15 protein-coding genes are annotated in these 14,775 nt (G+C 71.0%); 6 read left to right on the plus strand and 9 right to left on the minus strand.

What is annotated here, in order from left to right; translation table 11 throughout:
• Positions 1–87: 87 nt before the first annotated feature.
• The gene (locus tag VKA29_RS20560; protein WP_324787345.1) at positions 88–996 is read right to left on the minus strand and encodes a helix-turn-helix transcriptional regulator; all 909 of its coding nucleotides are present in this window, start codon (positions 994–996) and stop codon (positions 88–90) included.
• 173 nt (positions 997–1,169) lie between these two features.
• Here VKA29_RS20560 and VKA29_RS20565 point away from each other — a divergent pair, with 173 nt between their 5' ends.
• Positions 1,170–2,210: an NAD(P)-dependent alcohol dehydrogenase gene (locus VKA29_RS20565; protein ID WP_324787346.1), complete on the plus strand. Its 1,041-nt coding sequence runs from the start codon at positions 1,170–1,172 to the stop codon at positions 2,208–2,210.
• An 80-nt stretch (positions 2,211–2,290) separates the two neighbouring features.
• Here VKA29_RS20565 and VKA29_RS20570 read toward each other — a convergent pair whose 3' ends face one another.
• Positions 2,291–3,040: a hypothetical protein gene (locus VKA29_RS20570; RefSeq protein WP_324787347.1), complete on the minus strand. Its 750-nt coding sequence runs from the start codon at positions 3,038–3,040 to the stop codon at positions 2,291–2,293.
• Positions 3,041–3,234: 194 nt separating this feature from the next.
• On the opposite strand from VKA29_RS20570, the gene VKA29_RS20575 reads away from it, so the two are divergent.
• Positions 3,235–4,857 (plus strand): hypothetical protein, encoded by a 1,623-nt coding sequence (locus VKA29_RS20575; RefSeq protein WP_324787348.1) that lies wholly within the window; start codon positions 3,235–3,237, stop codon positions 4,855–4,857.
• A gap of 249 nt (positions 4,858–5,106) precedes the next feature.
• On the opposite strand, the gene VKA29_RS20580 is transcribed toward VKA29_RS20575, so the two are convergent.
• Entirely contained in the window at positions 5,107–6,081 is a 975-nt protein-coding gene (locus VKA29_RS20580; protein WP_324787349.1) for a DUF6183 family protein, read from the minus strand.
• A 301-nt stretch (positions 6,082–6,382) separates the two neighbouring features.
• On the opposite strand from VKA29_RS20580, the gene msrA reads away from it, so the two are divergent.
• A complete protein-coding gene (gene msrA / locus VKA29_RS20585; RefSeq protein WP_324787350.1) occupies positions 6,383–6,895 on the plus strand; it encodes a peptide-methionine (S)-S-oxide reductase MsrA in 513 nt (170 codons plus the stop codon).
• A 151-nt stretch (positions 6,896–7,046) separates the two neighbouring features.
• Here msrA and VKA29_RS20590 read toward each other — a convergent pair whose 3' ends face one another.
• Positions 7,047–7,514, minus strand: a complete 468-nt coding sequence (locus tag VKA29_RS20590; RefSeq protein WP_324787351.1) for a hypothetical protein — start codon at positions 7,512–7,514, stop codon at positions 7,047–7,049.
• 210 nt (positions 7,515–7,724) lie between these two features.
• Here VKA29_RS20590 and VKA29_RS20595 point away from each other — a divergent pair, with 210 nt between their 5' ends.
• Positions 7,725–8,414: a hypothetical protein gene (locus tag VKA29_RS20595; RefSeq protein WP_324787550.1), complete on the plus strand. Its 690-nt coding sequence runs from the start codon at positions 7,725–7,727 to the stop codon at positions 8,412–8,414.
• A gap of 57 nt (positions 8,415–8,471) precedes the next feature.
• Here the strand turns inward: VKA29_RS20595 and VKA29_RS20600 are convergent, their stop codons facing one another.
• Both VKA29_RS20600 and VKA29_RS20605 read right to left on the minus strand, forming a co-directional pair.
• Positions 8,472–9,065: a DUF4291 domain-containing protein gene (locus tag VKA29_RS20600; RefSeq protein ID WP_324787352.1), complete on the minus strand. Its 594-nt coding sequence runs from the start codon at positions 9,063–9,065 to the stop codon at positions 8,472–8,474.
• Positions 9,066–9,229: 164 nt separating this feature from the next.
• Positions 9,230–10,348: a hypothetical protein gene (locus VKA29_RS20605; RefSeq protein ID WP_324787353.1), complete on the minus strand. Its 1,119-nt coding sequence runs from the start codon at positions 10,346–10,348 to the stop codon at positions 9,230–9,232.
• 188 nt (positions 10,349–10,536) lie between these two features.
• Here VKA29_RS20605 and VKA29_RS20610 point away from each other — a divergent pair, with 188 nt between their 5' ends.
• A complete protein-coding gene (locus tag VKA29_RS20610; RefSeq protein WP_324787354.1) occupies positions 10,537–11,691 on the plus strand; it encodes a cystathionine gamma-synthase in 1,155 nt (384 codons plus the stop codon).
• Between the two features lie 49 nt (positions 11,692–11,740).
• Here VKA29_RS20610 and VKA29_RS20615 read toward each other — a convergent pair whose 3' ends face one another.
• From VKA29_RS20615 to VKA29_RS20625, 3 genes are all read right to left on the minus strand, one after another.
• Positions 11,741–11,989: a hypothetical protein gene (locus VKA29_RS20615; RefSeq protein WP_324787355.1), complete on the minus strand. Its 249-nt coding sequence runs from the start codon at positions 11,987–11,989 to the stop codon at positions 11,741–11,743.
• 25 nt (positions 11,990–12,014) lie between these two features.
• Positions 12,015–12,524: a sigma factor-like helix-turn-helix DNA-binding protein gene (locus VKA29_RS20620; protein WP_324787356.1), complete on the minus strand. Its 510-nt coding sequence runs from the start codon at positions 12,522–12,524 to the stop codon at positions 12,015–12,017.
• Positions 12,525–12,818: 294 nt separating this feature from the next.
• Complete coding sequence (locus tag VKA29_RS20625; RefSeq protein WP_324787551.1) at positions 12,819–13,328, minus strand: MarR family transcriptional regulator; 510 nt, start codon at positions 13,326–13,328, stop codon at positions 12,819–12,821.
• 162 nt (positions 13,329–13,490) lie between these two features.
• Here VKA29_RS20625 and ilvA point away from each other — a divergent pair, with 162 nt between their 5' ends.
• Positions 13,491–14,720: a threonine ammonia-lyase gene (gene ilvA, locus VKA29_RS20630; protein WP_324787357.1), complete on the plus strand. Its 1,230-nt coding sequence runs from the start codon at positions 13,491–13,493 to the stop codon at positions 14,718–14,720.
• Positions 14,721–14,775: the final 55 nt, after the last annotated feature.

A 14,775-nucleotide genomic window follows, 5' to 3' on the forward strand; every position in this document is an offset into this window, starting at 1 on the left:
CGCGACGGCGGGCGCCGCGACGGCGAGTGCCGCCGTTTCCGTGCTCGCGAGAACACCCCTGGTCCCGATCGGGCAGAGGCGGGTGGATCAGGGCCGGGCGGAGGAGGCCGGCCGGGGTGCGTCCGCCGCCCAGCTGCCGAGCAGCCGCAGCGCCTCCGCCGACGGCGACCCCGGCTCCGCGTGGTAGGTGACCAGGACCTGCTCCGCGTCGTCGGCCAGGCGGAAGGACTCGTACGACAGCGTCAGGTCGCCCACCAGCGGATGGCGCAGGTTCTTGACGCCGTAACCCTTCTCCTTGACGTCGTGCATGGCCCACAGGCGCCGGAACTCCTCGCTCTTCACGGAGAGTTCGCCCACCAGGGAGGACAGACGCGGATCGTCGGGACTGCGGCCCGCATCCATGCGCAGGAAGCTGACGACGTCGCTCGCCTTCTGCTCCCACCGCACGAACAGGTCACGGTAGTCGGGCCGCAGGAACACCAGCCGCGCCCAGTTCCGCTCCTGCGCCGGCAGCTCCGCCCAGTCGCCGAAGACCGCGGCGGCCATCCGGTTCCAGGCGAGGATGTCCGAACGCCGCCCCGTCACATAGGCCGGCACCGTGTCCATCGTGTCCAGCAGCTGCCGCAGCGCGCCGCGCACCTGCTGCGTCCGCCCGGCCGGCTTCTTCTTGTGCTGCTTCGGCTTCGCCAGGTGCACCAGATGCGCGTGCTCGGCGTCGTTCAGCCGCAGCGCCCGCGCGATCGAGTCGAGCACCTCCGCGGACACGTTCTGCCCGTTGCCCTGCTCCAGACGCGTGTAGTACGCCACGGACACCCCGGCGAGCTGCGCCAGCTCCTCGCGGCGCAGCCCCGGCACCCGGCGGTGCCGGCCGAAGTCCGGCAGCCCCACGTCCTCCGGCTTCAGCCGGGCTCGCCGGGTGCGCAGGAACTCGCTGAGCTCGGCGCGCGGGTCCAGGGCCGACGCGGGCTCCCGCACGGTTTCGGGCTGTTCCTCCATGCCTTCCAGTATTCACGGTCGTACGCACAGCAGCCTGACCCCGCCAGTGGTAGGCACACCGGACGTAGGCACAGGCGTGGCCTGGGTGAGCCGCGATCCGCTGGGCACACTGGACGTCGTGCCCGGCGCGAAGGCAGCCGGGCGCACACGACCTTGCTAGGAGAACCCCCGGCATGACCACTGTTGCTGCGTACGCCGCACCCGCCGCCAAGGCGCCCCTGGAGCGCACCACCATCGAGCGCCGAGCGGTCCGCGAGCACGACGTCCTGATCGACATCAAGTTCGCCGGCATCTGCCACTCGGACATCCACCAGGCGCGCGAGGGCTGGGGCGAGGCGATGTTCCCCATGGTCCCGGGCCACGAGATCGCGGGCGTCGTCTCCGAGGTCGGCCCCGGCGTCACCAGGTTCGCCGTCGGCGACCGCGTGGGTGTCGGCTGCATGGTCGACTCCTGCCGCGAGTGCGAGAACTGCCTCAAGGGGCTGGAGCAGTACTGCCTGGCCGGCAACGTCGGCACGTACAACGCCATCGGCAGGGACGGCGAGCCGACCTACGGCGGCTACTCGGAGAAGATCGTCGTCGACGAGAACTACGTCGTCCGCATCCCCGACGGCCTGGCGCTGGACGTCGCCGCGCCCCTGCTGTGCGCCGGCATCACCACCTACTCCCCGCTGCGGCACTGGAACGCGGGCCCCGGCAAGAAGGTCGCGATCGTCGGCCTCGGCGGGCTCGGCCACATGGGCGTCAAGCTCGCGCACGCGATGGGCGCCGAGGTGACTGTCCTGTCCCAGTCGCTGCGCAAGAAGGACGACGGGCTGAAGCTGGGCGCCGATCACTACCACGCCACCAGCGACCCGAAGACCTTCAAGGCGCTGCGCGGCACGTTCGACCTGATCATCTCGACGGTGTCGGCCCCGATGGACTTCGGCGCGCTGCTGTCCCTGCTCCGGACGGACGGCGCGCTGGTGAACGTGGGCGCCCCCGAGGAGCCGGTCTCGCTCAACCTGTTCTCGGTGATCGGCGGCCGCAAGACCCTCGCCGGGTCCGGCATCGGCGGCATCCAGGAGACCCAGGAGATGCTCGACTTCTGCGCGGAGCACGGCATCGGCGCCGAGATCGAACTGATCCGCGCCGAGCAGGTCAACGAGGCGTACGAGCGGGTGCTGGCGAGCGACGTCCGGTACCGGTTCGTGATCGACGCGTCGACGATCTGACCCGCCGCGCTCCGGGGCTCCGGCGGCGTCACGCCGGAGCCCTCGACGCCGGCCGGCCACCGCCGGCCGGCCGGGTGCGATCAGCCGGCGGCGGCGAACTCCTCGCCGTCGCCGTAGGCCCGTACCAGCGCGCCCCCGTCGGCTCCCGGCCGCACCGAGTGCGCGCGCCCGAGCCCGGCGACCCGGACCCGTCCGTCGGCCGTGACCTCCGCCATGGTGTTCTCGTCCAGCGCGACGCCGTGGGCGAGCCCGTGCCGGGCGGCCGCCGCGATCAGCCGCGGCAGGTTCCCCCACTGCGCGGCGTGCACGTCGACGGCGAAGGGCACGATCCCGAGCCCGGCCCGCACCTCCACCTCCTCCAGGTCCTCCGCGCTGTCCTCCGGACACACCGCGACGCCGTCGTCGAGCCAGCCGCCGACGACGGCGTCCCGCGCCGCCACCGCGGCGCCCGCGGAGAAGCCCGCGTACGGGATGCCGTACTCGGCGAGCAGGCCCGGCAGCCGGTCGAGACAGTCGCTGAACACCTCCTGGTACGCGGGCGTGAGCCCACCGCAGACCAGCAGTCCCTGCACGTCCCGCAGGAGACCGACGTCGAACCGCTCGCCGAGCGGCACGAGCAGCGGGACCGGGACGCAGTCGGCGACCTTGCGCAGGACGGGCTCGTAGCGGGCGAACTGCCCCGCGCCGTCGCCCTCGTCGACGATCACGCACCCGATCCTGGGCACACCGTCCCCGGCGGTGTCCGCGGCGGCGCGCAGGAAGGGCCCGTAGACCGCTGTCGCGGCGGCCGCGTCCCAGCCGCCCCCGATGAGAAACGTACGAAAGCTCATGTGCTCCCCCGATTGATCGAACCGGAACTTTACGGGCTTGACGTGCTGATCGTCGAGCGGATCGTCGAACCGGCCCCGGCGGAACCGGTCCGGGGCGCATCCCCGCCCGGCCGCCCACCGCGTTTGCGCATGATGTGCACCCATGGTGACATTTCGACCACGGATGGTTGTCGTACTGGTCAGGAGGGACGGCCATGGGCCACATCGCGCCGAGAGTCCGGTATTCGCTGACGTGCGTGATGCTTCTCGCCGTAGCCGGATGCGGTCAGTACCGGGCCGGCGCCGGGTCGGGCGCGGCCGGTGACGAGATCACCGAGGGGCTGGTCGGCGACCTGAAGAAGAGCGGGTTCCACGTCGGTCCGGGATACGCGCGGCTCTACACCCAGCAGGACTGCAAGGAGTACACCTACCCGCTGCTGAAGAACTGCCTGGCGAACAACCCCGCGGCCCCGTACGTGCTGCCCGTCGTGAAGAAATGGCCGAACGAGTACGTGGATCCGGCGGCGGTGAACGTCTTCGGCCGGCCGCGCCCCGGCTACACGACGGCCTACCGGCTCGATCCGCGGGACGCCGTCGTGATCTACGGGAAGATGCCTCCCCCGGCCCGCTACATGGCCCTGCAGACCTGGGAGTTCAGCCGGCGCGGGCACTGGACGGCCGAGGACTACCGGAAGTGGCAGCACACCGTCGTGCCCGAGCAGTACCTGTTCGACACGATCCCGCCCGGCGACCGGCGGTCGGAGCGGACCCAGAGCGTGTCCGCGCTCGGCGACACCGTCAACAACGTCGTCATGCAGCGCCGGTCCGGCTATCCCTTCGGGAAGAACCGGTACTTCATCGTCACCCCCAGCGCCACCACCGACCAGGCCGTGCGCCGGGCGCTGAAGGCGCAGGGCGTTCCCGGCGAGGACATCTTCACCGAGCAGATCCCCGCCAGCGACGCCTACGGCCCGGTCGGACCGCTGGGCATGGGCAAGGACGCCATCGACTTCACCACCCCGTTCCGGTACGCCGTCCCCGATCCCGGCCAGGCACAGGCCGCCGACAAGTGGCGGAAGAACCCCCCGCTGACGGTGATGCGCGTGCGCGCCCCCGAGTCCGCGGGGCCGGTACGGCGCTACGGGCCGCTGACCTTCGAGAAGCGGACCGCGAACAGCGAAACCGGCCTGGCGGGCGACCTGCAGAAACTGATCAACGCGGTCTGCGACCGCACCACCACCGCGGCCCACCTCCGCGCCGACGGCTGCAAACAGCCCTCGGCGTCCTCCCGGATGGTCGACCCGGTGCGGGAGCACGGGTGGGCAGGACCGTACTGCCGTTCCATCGACATGAACTGCCTGGGCGACGAGCAGGACGCGATCTACTACCTGGGACGGCCGCTCCCGCTCGACTCCGGACAGGTGTACGCGGTGGTCGACACCCTCGCCACCGAGACCGGCAACGCCACCTACTCCGCCCTGTCCGTCAACGACGCCTCGCTGCTGGCGGGGGTCGCGAACATCCTGGACACCGGTCTCAAGGGCTCCGCGGACGGCTACGCGAAGACGGTCCGGAACAGCGGAAAGTTCTTCGTGCACTACTTCACCAGGGACTGCCAGGTGCTGCGGGGCGTGCCCGGCTGGCCGAAGAACTGCACCGAGATCACCCCTCGGATGCTGCCGACGCGCTCGGACACGGCAGCGCAGGGCGACCCCGCCCTGCACGGCAAGTTCATGCCCTCGCTGCGGGACTACATCAAGCCGGGAACCGCCCGCGGACCGTACTCCGCGGAACTCCTGGCGCCGAGGATCCTGACGTTCACCCAGCCGGGGAAGTAGGCCGGGGCCTCTCCCCGACGCTCGGCGCAAAGCGCCCAGGGCCGGGTGCGCCCGCTGCCGGCGCCGCGCCGATCGGCAGCCGCTCCAGCTCGACGGGACAGCCGTACGGGCTGGCCAGGTCCTCCGGCCACAGGGGGGTGTCCACGCCTGCCTCGAAGAAGAACCGCAGGTATGGGTCACACGGCCTGCTCTCGGGTAGCCCGACATGCCGTCGGCAATCATGTGCGACCTCGTCGGCGGCGATGCCCTTCAGTCTGTGTCGTGGCTGATGAGGAGGCTCAGGTGGCGGCCGCGCGGGCTGAGCGCGCCGACGGCCAGGTGCAGGTCGTCGAAGTCCTGAGACCTTTCAGGGCGGTCGAAACAGAACCAATTCCATCGGGCGGCAAGTTCGTTCACCCGTTCGATCGGAGTGTCCAGGGGTGCGCGAATCATGCCCGCGACGGACCGCCAGACGGCCGCCCGCCCATATGCTCCACCGATTCCCCGATCGTAGGAGCCCTCTCGGTAGGTCGCGTCCAGCAGAATCTCGAACACGCGGTGCAGTTCGGTCCGCACACCCGCGCCGAGTTCGCGGCCGCTGTCGCGCAGTGCCCCCCTGGCCGTTCCGCAGCCGTCGGGCAGACAGCGGTTCGCGCCGACCGGGACGAGTTCGTCCACGGTCAATGGCTCGGCCGCCTGCAGGAGGAGCACCTGGGGGGATCCATTCCAGTGCTTCACGACGGCTCCGATTGCCGCGACCTGCTCAGCGGTGGCTGTGTCACGACAGGGTATGGGGCTCTTGATGAGATGCCTGCCCGCCTCGGGCGGGGATTTCGGAATGAACCCGCCGGGCGGCGGGCAGGACCGCCACATTGTCGATGACGTGCAGGAAAGCGCGGGTGGAGTGGCCCGGCGTTCGGTCCTGGTGAGCTTCGTCGGCAGGAACGCCAATGGATGTCTCAGCTGCCGCAATGACCGTATGCATTCCATGACGACCGGACGGTCACTCCAGCGGACCCCGCGGAGGAGCAGCTCCTGAGCCAGGCATGCGAGAAATTCCGCCCAGGAGTCACGCCTCTCCGGCACCTGCTCGAAGAGGGGCAGGAGGTGATGGGACTTCCGTGCGTCGGCCATTCGAGCAGCGAGGTCCTGCGCGTCATGCATCTGCCGGTAGCTCCGCACGATGCGCACAAGTGACCGGGTGTCACCCGGCACACAGCGCAGGGCGGCGGGATCGTAGGCCATGAACGCCGAACCTACCCAGCACGCTCCGGCCGGTCATCTGTATTTCGTTTCCGCCTCTCGGAAGCCTGGCAGTGGATCCTTCCACGGTGATTCTCGTCCTGTCCCGGTGATGTCCGGGCCCGCCCCGCGTGCTCTGCCGAGGGCCCCGCCGGACCCGCCGGAACAGCGACCGCGAGGTCGGCCGAGCGGGCACGGAATCGCCCGGCGGCCTCGTGCGTTGAGACGAATGCGTACCGGATGCCGGCAACGTGCGAGCCGGGCAGCGCTGGTGACCAAGCCGACAAGTAATGGGAGGGCCGCGATGGCTGCGCAGACGCAGAGGGCCGTGCTGGCGGGCGGATGTTTCTGGGGGATGCAGGAGTTGATCCGCCGGCTTCCGGGCGTGACGGCGACCCGGGTCGGCTACACCGGCGGTGACGTGCCGAACGCGACGTACCGCAACCACGGCACGCACGCGGAGGCCATCGAGATCCTCTTCGACCCGGCGCAGACCGACTACCGCGCGATCCTGGAGTTCTTCTTCCAGATCCACGACCCGAGCACCGAGAACCGCCAGGGCAACGACATCGGCCTCAGTTACCGCTCGGCGATCTACTACGTCGACGACGAGCAGAAGCGGATCGCCGAGGACACGATCGCCGACGTGGACGCCTCCGGCCTGTGGCCGGGCAAGGTCGTCACCGAGGTGGAGCCGGTCGGCCCCTTCTGGGAGGCCGAGCCCGAGCACCAGGACTACCTGCAGCACTACCCGAACGGCTACACCTGCCACTTCCCCCGCCCGGGATGGCGGCTCCCGCCCCGCACGAAGGACTGACCACGAGAGACGGCCCGGCGGAAGGCCGGGTGACGGTCAGCGAGGGCGACGCCTTCTCCCGCACGGGACGAAGGCGACCCCCTCGCCCACCGGACACCCAAATAACGCGCCCCTGTCCAAGCGCCGGCACTTCCCGCCCCGCACGCCGTGTTCAGGACTGCGCACCGCCGTCAGTCGCAGCACTGAGCGTCCGCAACGCGCCATCTGCTTCTGCCAGAACCGTGGACGTGACTTCGCCGATGACCAGTGCCTGAACGATGACATCATTCGCCTGACGAGCCCGGGTCATGCCCATGATGATCAAGACGGCTGACATGGTCAAAAAGAACAGAACCCAACCCGAGACTCGGGCGGAGAGCGTGATCGCCAGGACTGCGATTCCTGCGCCGACATTGACGCGGAGATCCGCCTCCGCCATCAGGCGATCGTGGTCAGCGTACAGAGCGGAGCTTTTCGCATGCAGGCGTGTGCCCAACTGGCGCAGTTCATCGAGAACATTGCGCAGGAGGATTCTCTCGCCGGCATCCCGATGCCGCTCGGACATGTTGGAACCAAGCCATGTGATGAGTGGGCCGGCACTCACATGCCGTTGCAGGTCTGCCAGAGCTTGGCTGGTCAACAGCCGTGTGTTCGCGAAGGCCGGGTAAGCGGCACCGGTCCCTGCCGCGGTCGGGCCGACGAGCAGAGGCCGACCCTGGATGACGGGCCATGGGTCCGGGAGCAGGGCTCAGACCCCCCAGGTGATCGTCTGTGATCAGTCTCAGGGCTCCCGACACTCGCGCCAGGCCTTGTGGTTCATGCAGAGGGCTCCTTCAATGCCGCTGTGACCATGGAACCAGTGCACGGCTCAGAGAACATTGCCGGACGTACATCGCTACGCGAGGTCATGGCGCGGTTGCGTCGGCACAGGCCGGTCTTCCACTCCGAGGCCGATCTTCAGCACAGTTTCGCTCGTGTTCTGTGGGAGGTGGCGCCGGAGGTCGAGTCCAGGCTCGAGGTTCCGCAGCGGTTGTCGGCCAGGGCCGAGTACCTGGATCTGCTCTGCATCGGCCCGCAAGCCCGTACCGCGATCGAGTTCAAGTACTTCACCCGTGGCTGGACGGGCACGTCCGGTACCCCAGGAGAGGACTATGTCCTGAAGACGCACGGTGCCGGCGACCTTGCCCGCCTGGGTTTCGTCCGGGACATAGCCAGGCTCGAGCGCTTCTGCGGCGAGTCCGCGCTGAACGGCATCGCGCTCATGCTGACCAACGAGCCTTCCCTGTGGACGCCGCCCGGCCCGGGCCGTCGGCCCACCCGAGACCAGGAGTTCAGGATTCACGAGGGGCGTGAGCTCGCCGGGACGCTGCTCTGGGCCGAGGGGAGGTACAAGCCCAACACATGCAGACTGACGGGCAGCTACCCCTTGGCGTGGGAGCGGTACTCCCGGCAGGACGGACCCGGCGGGGAATTCCGGTACGTGGCGGTGTTCGTCAGCCCTTCGGCTGGCGGGGGTGGCGATGGAGTCGTGGACGCGTGAGGGCACGGATGCCCTCCGCCCCTTGGGTCGGAGCCGGCCGTCGGGTGGGCCGGTCCGTCATTCGCTCAGGTGGGCAAGGAGTCCGTTCTGGACGGGACAGGGACGTTCTTCGGGCAGCAGTCGGGCGGCGGAGTCCAGATCGCCACCGTTCACCAGGGCATGGATCTCGTGGGCCAGTGGCGTCACGTCGCGGATGGAGACCGTCCACTCGTCCGCGTAGCGTCGTGCGGCCTCACCGCGGAGGCCGAGTTGCAGTGAGCGGTACGGCAGGGGCTGCAGACGCAGATCCCTCTCGGGGTCCCACTGCACACGCGCGGGCGCGCGTTTCAACTGGCGCTGCCACGCGGCCCGGTCGGGGTGTACCCCGTGGACGTAGCTCGACAGGCACGCGCGACCCAGCGCCCACTCGAAGCCGTCACGGCTGATCTCGACAGCCAGGACGGTCTCCTGCCCCTCCTTGGTCCCCCAGCCGCAGCGGTACATCATCCACAGGAACGACGGCTTGATCCACGTCATCCTGTCCCGCTTCCACGCCGCGGGGAAACGGCCGTCGCGGACGGCGGGCAGGCCGATGTGCGGGGGGTAGGCCTGGTAGACGGTGATCGTGGAGTCCGAGTGGGCGGCACGGATCCCGCGTTGCGGTTGTTCCATGGCGTACAGCGTGGAGCCGACAGGTTCGGGCGGCCACTGAATTTCGCTGCCGTTCGCTGCCGTTCGCTGCGGGAGAGCGCCACCGGTGCCGTGCGCACTGCCGTCGCCGGTGTGCCGGTGTGCCGGGGCCGCCGGGCGGTTCCGGCCGCCCCGGTTCCGCGCGGTCAGTGCGGCAGGGTTGCCGGGCTGCCGCCGTTCGCCTCGTAGCCCGCCACCGCCATGGCGCGGTACAGCGCGAACTCCGCTGCCGGGTCGGCCGACAGGGTCCAGGGCAGGGCGCCGACGTGACCGTCGATGTGTATGAGCTGGTTCATGGCCTCGGACCAGCGTTCGGCGCGCACCAGGAAGAACACCAGCAGGTGGCGTACGTGCGCCAGCATCGGGTCGTCCGGGCGGGCCGAGTGGACGGCGTGCAGCGCGCCGTGGATCGCCTTGGTGACGACCTCGCTCTGGTAGAAGCTGCTGACCAGGTTCACCTCGGGGAGGTGCTCGAAGACCGCGAAGAGGGGCATCGCCGCGAGGAGGGAACCCCGCGGGGCGCGGGCGGCGGCGGCCTCCGCGAAGGAGTACGCCAGCTCCCGCGAGCCGTGCCACTTCTCGCACCAGTAGTGAAGTGCCGCCAGGTGCGCGCCCATGTGCGCCGGCGCGCGGTCCAGGATCTTCAGCCAGAGCTGCTCGAACTCGGGCCGCGGGTAGGCCAGACCGCGTGCCACCGACAGCTCGACGATGTACGGGATCGGATCACCGGGCGCGAGGAGCGCCGCGTCGGCGCACGCCGACCTCGCCTCCTCCATGATGATGCGGAACTCGTCGGTGCCCGGCGTCGACGTCCGCCACGCCTGCTGCACCAGGAACTCCGCGTGCACGGCGGCCCCGCCCGCGTCCTTGGGCTGCTCGGCGCGCCACACCCGCAGCCACTGCCCGCCGGGCGTCTCGCCGACCCCGCCCGGCCGCTGCTGCAGCTCCAGCGACGCGGCGCCCGCGAAGGCCTGCACCCGCTGCCAGCGCGCCTCGCCCTCCGTCTCCGTGCCGGCCAGCAACTGCGCCGCCGCGTGGTAGTCCTGGGTGCGCTGCACCAGGTCCAGGACGTCCAGCAGGTCCTGGTCGGATCCGGGCATGCGGACGTCCAGCTCCTCTTCCCGCACGAACCCGTAGTTCTCCGGGTCGGCGGCGTCCGGGTGGCCGGCCGGAACCTGCTCGATCATGCCGCGCCGCCGCCGCAGCACGGGAAGCAGCACGAAGCTGATCATGATCAGCGCCATGAGGACCCACAGAATCTCCATGCCTCAAGCGTTCCAGACACCGCCGACAATTGGCCAACCCGGTCCGCGGGCCTGTGGAAAACCTCCGCGCGTGGTTCGGGTGACGGGAGGCCGCGCCGCCGTCCGTTTTCCGCCGGATGTCGTCCCGTCCGAGAGCGCACCGGCCGTCACCCGTCGCGCGGGCCGCGAGCGCACTAGTCTCGGTGCGCATGAGTGACAGGCATATGAGTCAGCACTTCGAGACCCTCGCGATCCATGCGGGTAACACCGCCGATCCCCTCACCGGCGCGGTCGTCCCGCCGATCTACCAGGTCTCGACCTACAAGCAGGACGGCGTCGGCGGTCTGCGCGGCGGCTACGAGTACAGCCGCAGCGCCAACCCGACCAGGACCGCCCTGGAAGAGAACCTCGCGGCCCTGGAGGGCGGCCGCCGCGGTCTCGCGTTCGCGTCCGGACTGGCGGCCGAGGACTGCCTGCTGCGTACGCTGCTCAGCCCCGGGGACCACGTGGTCATCCCCAACGACGCGTACGGCGGCACGTTCCGGCTGTTCGCCAAGGTGGTCTCCCGGTGGGGCGTGGAGTGGTCGGTCGCCGACAGCTCCGACCCGTCCGCCGTCCGGGCCGCCATCACCCCGAAGACCAAGGCGGTGTGGGTGGAGACGCCCTCCAACCCGCTGCTCGGTATCACCGACATCGCCGCCGTCGCCCAGGTCGCCCAGGACGCGGGTGCCAGGCTGGTCGTCGACAACACCTTCGCCACGCCGTACCTCCAGCAGCCGCTGGCGCACGGCGCGGACGTCGTCGTGCACTCCCTGACCAAGTACATGGGCGGCCACTCCGACGTCGTCGGCGGTGCCCTGATCGTCAGCGACCCCGAGCTGGGCGAGGAACTGGCGTTCCACCAGAACGCGATGGGCGCGGTCGCCGGGCCGTTCGACTCCTGGCTGGTGCTGCGCGGCACCAAGACGCTGGCGGTGCGCATGGACCGGCACAGTGAGAACGCCGCGAAGGTCGCCGACATGCTCAGCCGTCACGCGCGCGTGACGCGCGTGCTGTACCCGGGGCTGCCCGACCACCCCGGACACGAGGTCGCCGCCAAGCAGATGCGGGCGTTCGGCGGCATGGTGTCCTTCCAGGTCGAGGGCGGCGAGGAGGCGGCCGTCGAGGTGTGCAACCGGGCCGAGGTGTTCACGCTCGGGGAGTCCCTCGGCGGCGTCGAGTCCCTGATCGAGCACCCGGGGCGGATGACGCACGCGTCCGTGGTCGGCTCGGCCCTCGAGGTGCCCGCCGATCTGGTCCGCCTGTCCGTCGGCATCGAGAACGTCGACGACCTCCTGGAGGACCTGCAGCAGGCGCTCGCCTAGGCGACGCCCGGCCCGGCACGGGCCGGCAGGGCCTGGCGGGGCACGGGGATCACCAGTCGGTGAGCGGTGGGGTCGTCTGCGAGGGCGGCTCCACCCACGGGCGCGCGGTCAGCGCCCACACCAGGAAGGCCACGCTCGCGGCGAGCAGCAGCAGGTACAGCAGGCGGCGGGCGGCCGCCTTGCGGCGCAGCAGGCGCGAGCCGCGGCGCACCACCTCCGCGTGCAGGTCCGGCGGGACGGGCGGCGGCACCCGTTCCATGATCTGCCGTACGGCGGCCTCCCGCTGGGCCCGGTTCATTCCCGCCACCCCCTGTCGGCGTCCCTCATGACGGCACCGCCTTCGCGCCGCCCCGCACCGCCGGCGCGGCCGGCCGGCGCGGCGGATGCAGCAGGGTCGCCGTCGCCCGGTCGCAGATGGTCCGCACGCGTTCCGCCGGCAGGCCGAGCAGTGCCGCCGTCTGTTCCTCGCCGACCCCCTCGTACAGCCTGAGGACGATGATCAGGCGCTCCTGCGGTGCGAGCAGGGCCAGCGTGCTTCCCGGGGCCGGGCGGCCCCGGCCCAGCGCTCCGTACTGGTGCCAGGCCGTGTGGGCGAAGCGGGTGGCCAGGTACTGGCGGGCGCGGTCGTACGGATCCTCGCCACGCAGCCGTTCCCAGCTCGCGTACGTGTGCGCGAGGGCGTGGGTCAGCAGCCGCCGCGCGCGCGGGTTGTCTTCCGGCGCCTCCGCGGTGAGCAGCGTGGCGGCGTGCAGCAGCCGTCCTGCCGCACCCGCGACGAACGCCTCGAACTCCCGCTCTCGGCGCTCGCCCCGGGACGCATGCCGTCGTCGCACCGCTCCTCCCGCCCGAACGCCCTGAGGGACCCGGGCCCGGCCGCCACGGCCCGGCGGAACCGCGTGCGACGGGGGCCCGGTCTCATATGAGGCCAGGCGTGGCCTTTCGGTCAAGAGTAAGGGGCACACGGGTACGCCGGCCGAGCGGCGGGACTCCGCCGCGCCACCCGCCTCGGCGGCGCCTCGCGCCCTCGTCCGCCCCCGAGCACCTGCGAACTCCGCCACGCCGGTGTTCGGCCGCGACACGCGTGCGCGGCGGCCGGGCCGGAGGCGGAGGGGGCACTTCCGGCCGGTCTACGAGGCCGGCGGGGCCTCCTCCGGGCCGGACACCCCCTGCGCCGCCATTCGGGCGGACAGCGCGCCGTTGAAGCGGGTGAGGAGCGCGCAGAACGCCTCGCGTTCCTCCGGCGTCCAGTCCTGCGTCAGCTCGGCCATCAACTGCCGCCGGGAGGAGCGGACTTCCGCCAGGCGGGACTGTCCGCGCGGGGACAGCTGGAGGACCACGGCCCGCCCGTCGTCGGGGTGCGAGGTCCGCTTGACGAGCCCGGTGTCCACGAGCGGCGCCACCTGCCGGGTGACCGTCGAGGAGTCGATGCCCATGCTCGCGGCGAGCGCCTTGACGCCCATCGGGCCTTCCTTGTCGAGGCGGTTGAGCAGCAGGTAGGCGGCGCGGTCCATGGAGTTGCGCACCTGCCCGACCCCGCCGAGCCGGGTCTGTTCGGCGCGGCGGGCGAAGACCGCCACCTCGTGCTGCAGCGTTTCGAGGAGACCGGTGTCACCGACGGTCGTCATGTCCATCGACATTTCGGGTGTTGTGGGCATGGCCGGGGGCTCACTTCATGAAGGGGGGCTGGAATGGGGGACAGAGTACGCGGCCGGGGCGCGGGCCGTACCGGCGCTGCGCAAACCAGTCTCGGAGCGTGGTCATTGCCGTGCCGCCCGCCCGTGAACTGCGATGCTTGAGTCATGAGCTACAGCACGGCTGACTTCTATCGTCCCGTGACCCTCGACGACGTGCGCGGTGCCCAGAAGATGCTCTCGGGCGTCGCGCGGGTGACGGCGATGGAAGGCAGCCGGCACCTGTCCCAGCTGGTGGGCGGGCCGGTCCACCTCAAGTGCGAGAACCTCCAGCGGACGGGGTCCTTCAAACTGCGGGGCGCCTACGTCCGCATCGCCGGGCTGCTGCCCGAGGAGCGGGCCGCCGGGGTGGTCGCCGCGAGCGCGGGCAACCACGCGCAGGGGGTCGCCCTGGCGTCGTCGCTGCTCGGGGTGCGCGCGACGGTGTTCATGCCGAAGGGCGCCCCGCTGCCGAAGATCAGCGCGACCCGGGAGTACGGCGCCGAGGTGCGGCTGCACGGGCAGGTGGTCGACGAGACGCTGGCGGCCGCGCAGGCGTACGCGGCCGAGACGGGCGCGGTGTTCATCCATCCGTTCGACCACCCCGACGTCATCGCGGGGCAGGGCACCGTGGGCCTGGAGATCCTGGAGCAGTGCCCGGAGGTGCGCACGATCGTCGTCGGCATCGGCGGGGGAGGCCTCGTGGCCGGCATAGCGGTCGCGGTGAAGGCGCTCAGGCCGGACGTGCGGATCGTGGGCGTGCAGGCGGAGGGCGCGGCGGCCTACCCGCCCTCACTCGCGTCCGGCCGTCCGGTGTCGATAGGGAACCCGGTCACCATGGCCGACGGCATCAGGGTCGGGCGGCCCGGCGACGTGCCGTTCGGGATCGTCCGCGACCTGGTCGACGAGGTCCGCACGGTCAGCGAGGACGAGCTGTCCACCGCGCTGCTGCTGTGCCTGGAGCGGGCCAAGCTGGTCGTCGAACCGGCCGGGGCGAGCCCGGTCGCGGCGCTGCTGAGCGCTCCGAGGACCTTCGAGCCGCCGGTCGTGGCGGTGCTGTCCGGCGGGAACGTCGACCCGCTGCTCATGCAGCGCGTGCTGCGGCACGGCATGGCCGCGCAGGGCCGCTACCTGGCGGTCCGGCTGCGCCTGACGGACCGGCCGGGCGCGCTCGCGACGCTTCTCGGGGCGTTGTCAGTGGTGGACGCTAACGTGCTCGACGTGAGCCATATCCGGACCGACCCACGGCTCGGGCTCACGGAGGCGGAGGTCGAGCTGCACCTGGAGACGAAGGGGCCGGAGCACTGCGCCGAGGTCGGCAGGGCCCTGCGCGAGGCGGGTTACACGGTCATCGAGTGAGCCGCCGGGCATGCGGTGGCGGCCCGGCTCCAGCTCCGGGAGACACCGGTTCCGG

It is taken from the genome of Streptomyces sp. H51 (assembly GCF_035656535.1).
GTDB lineage: Bacteria > Actinomycetota > Actinomycetes > Streptomycetales > Streptomycetaceae > Streptomyces.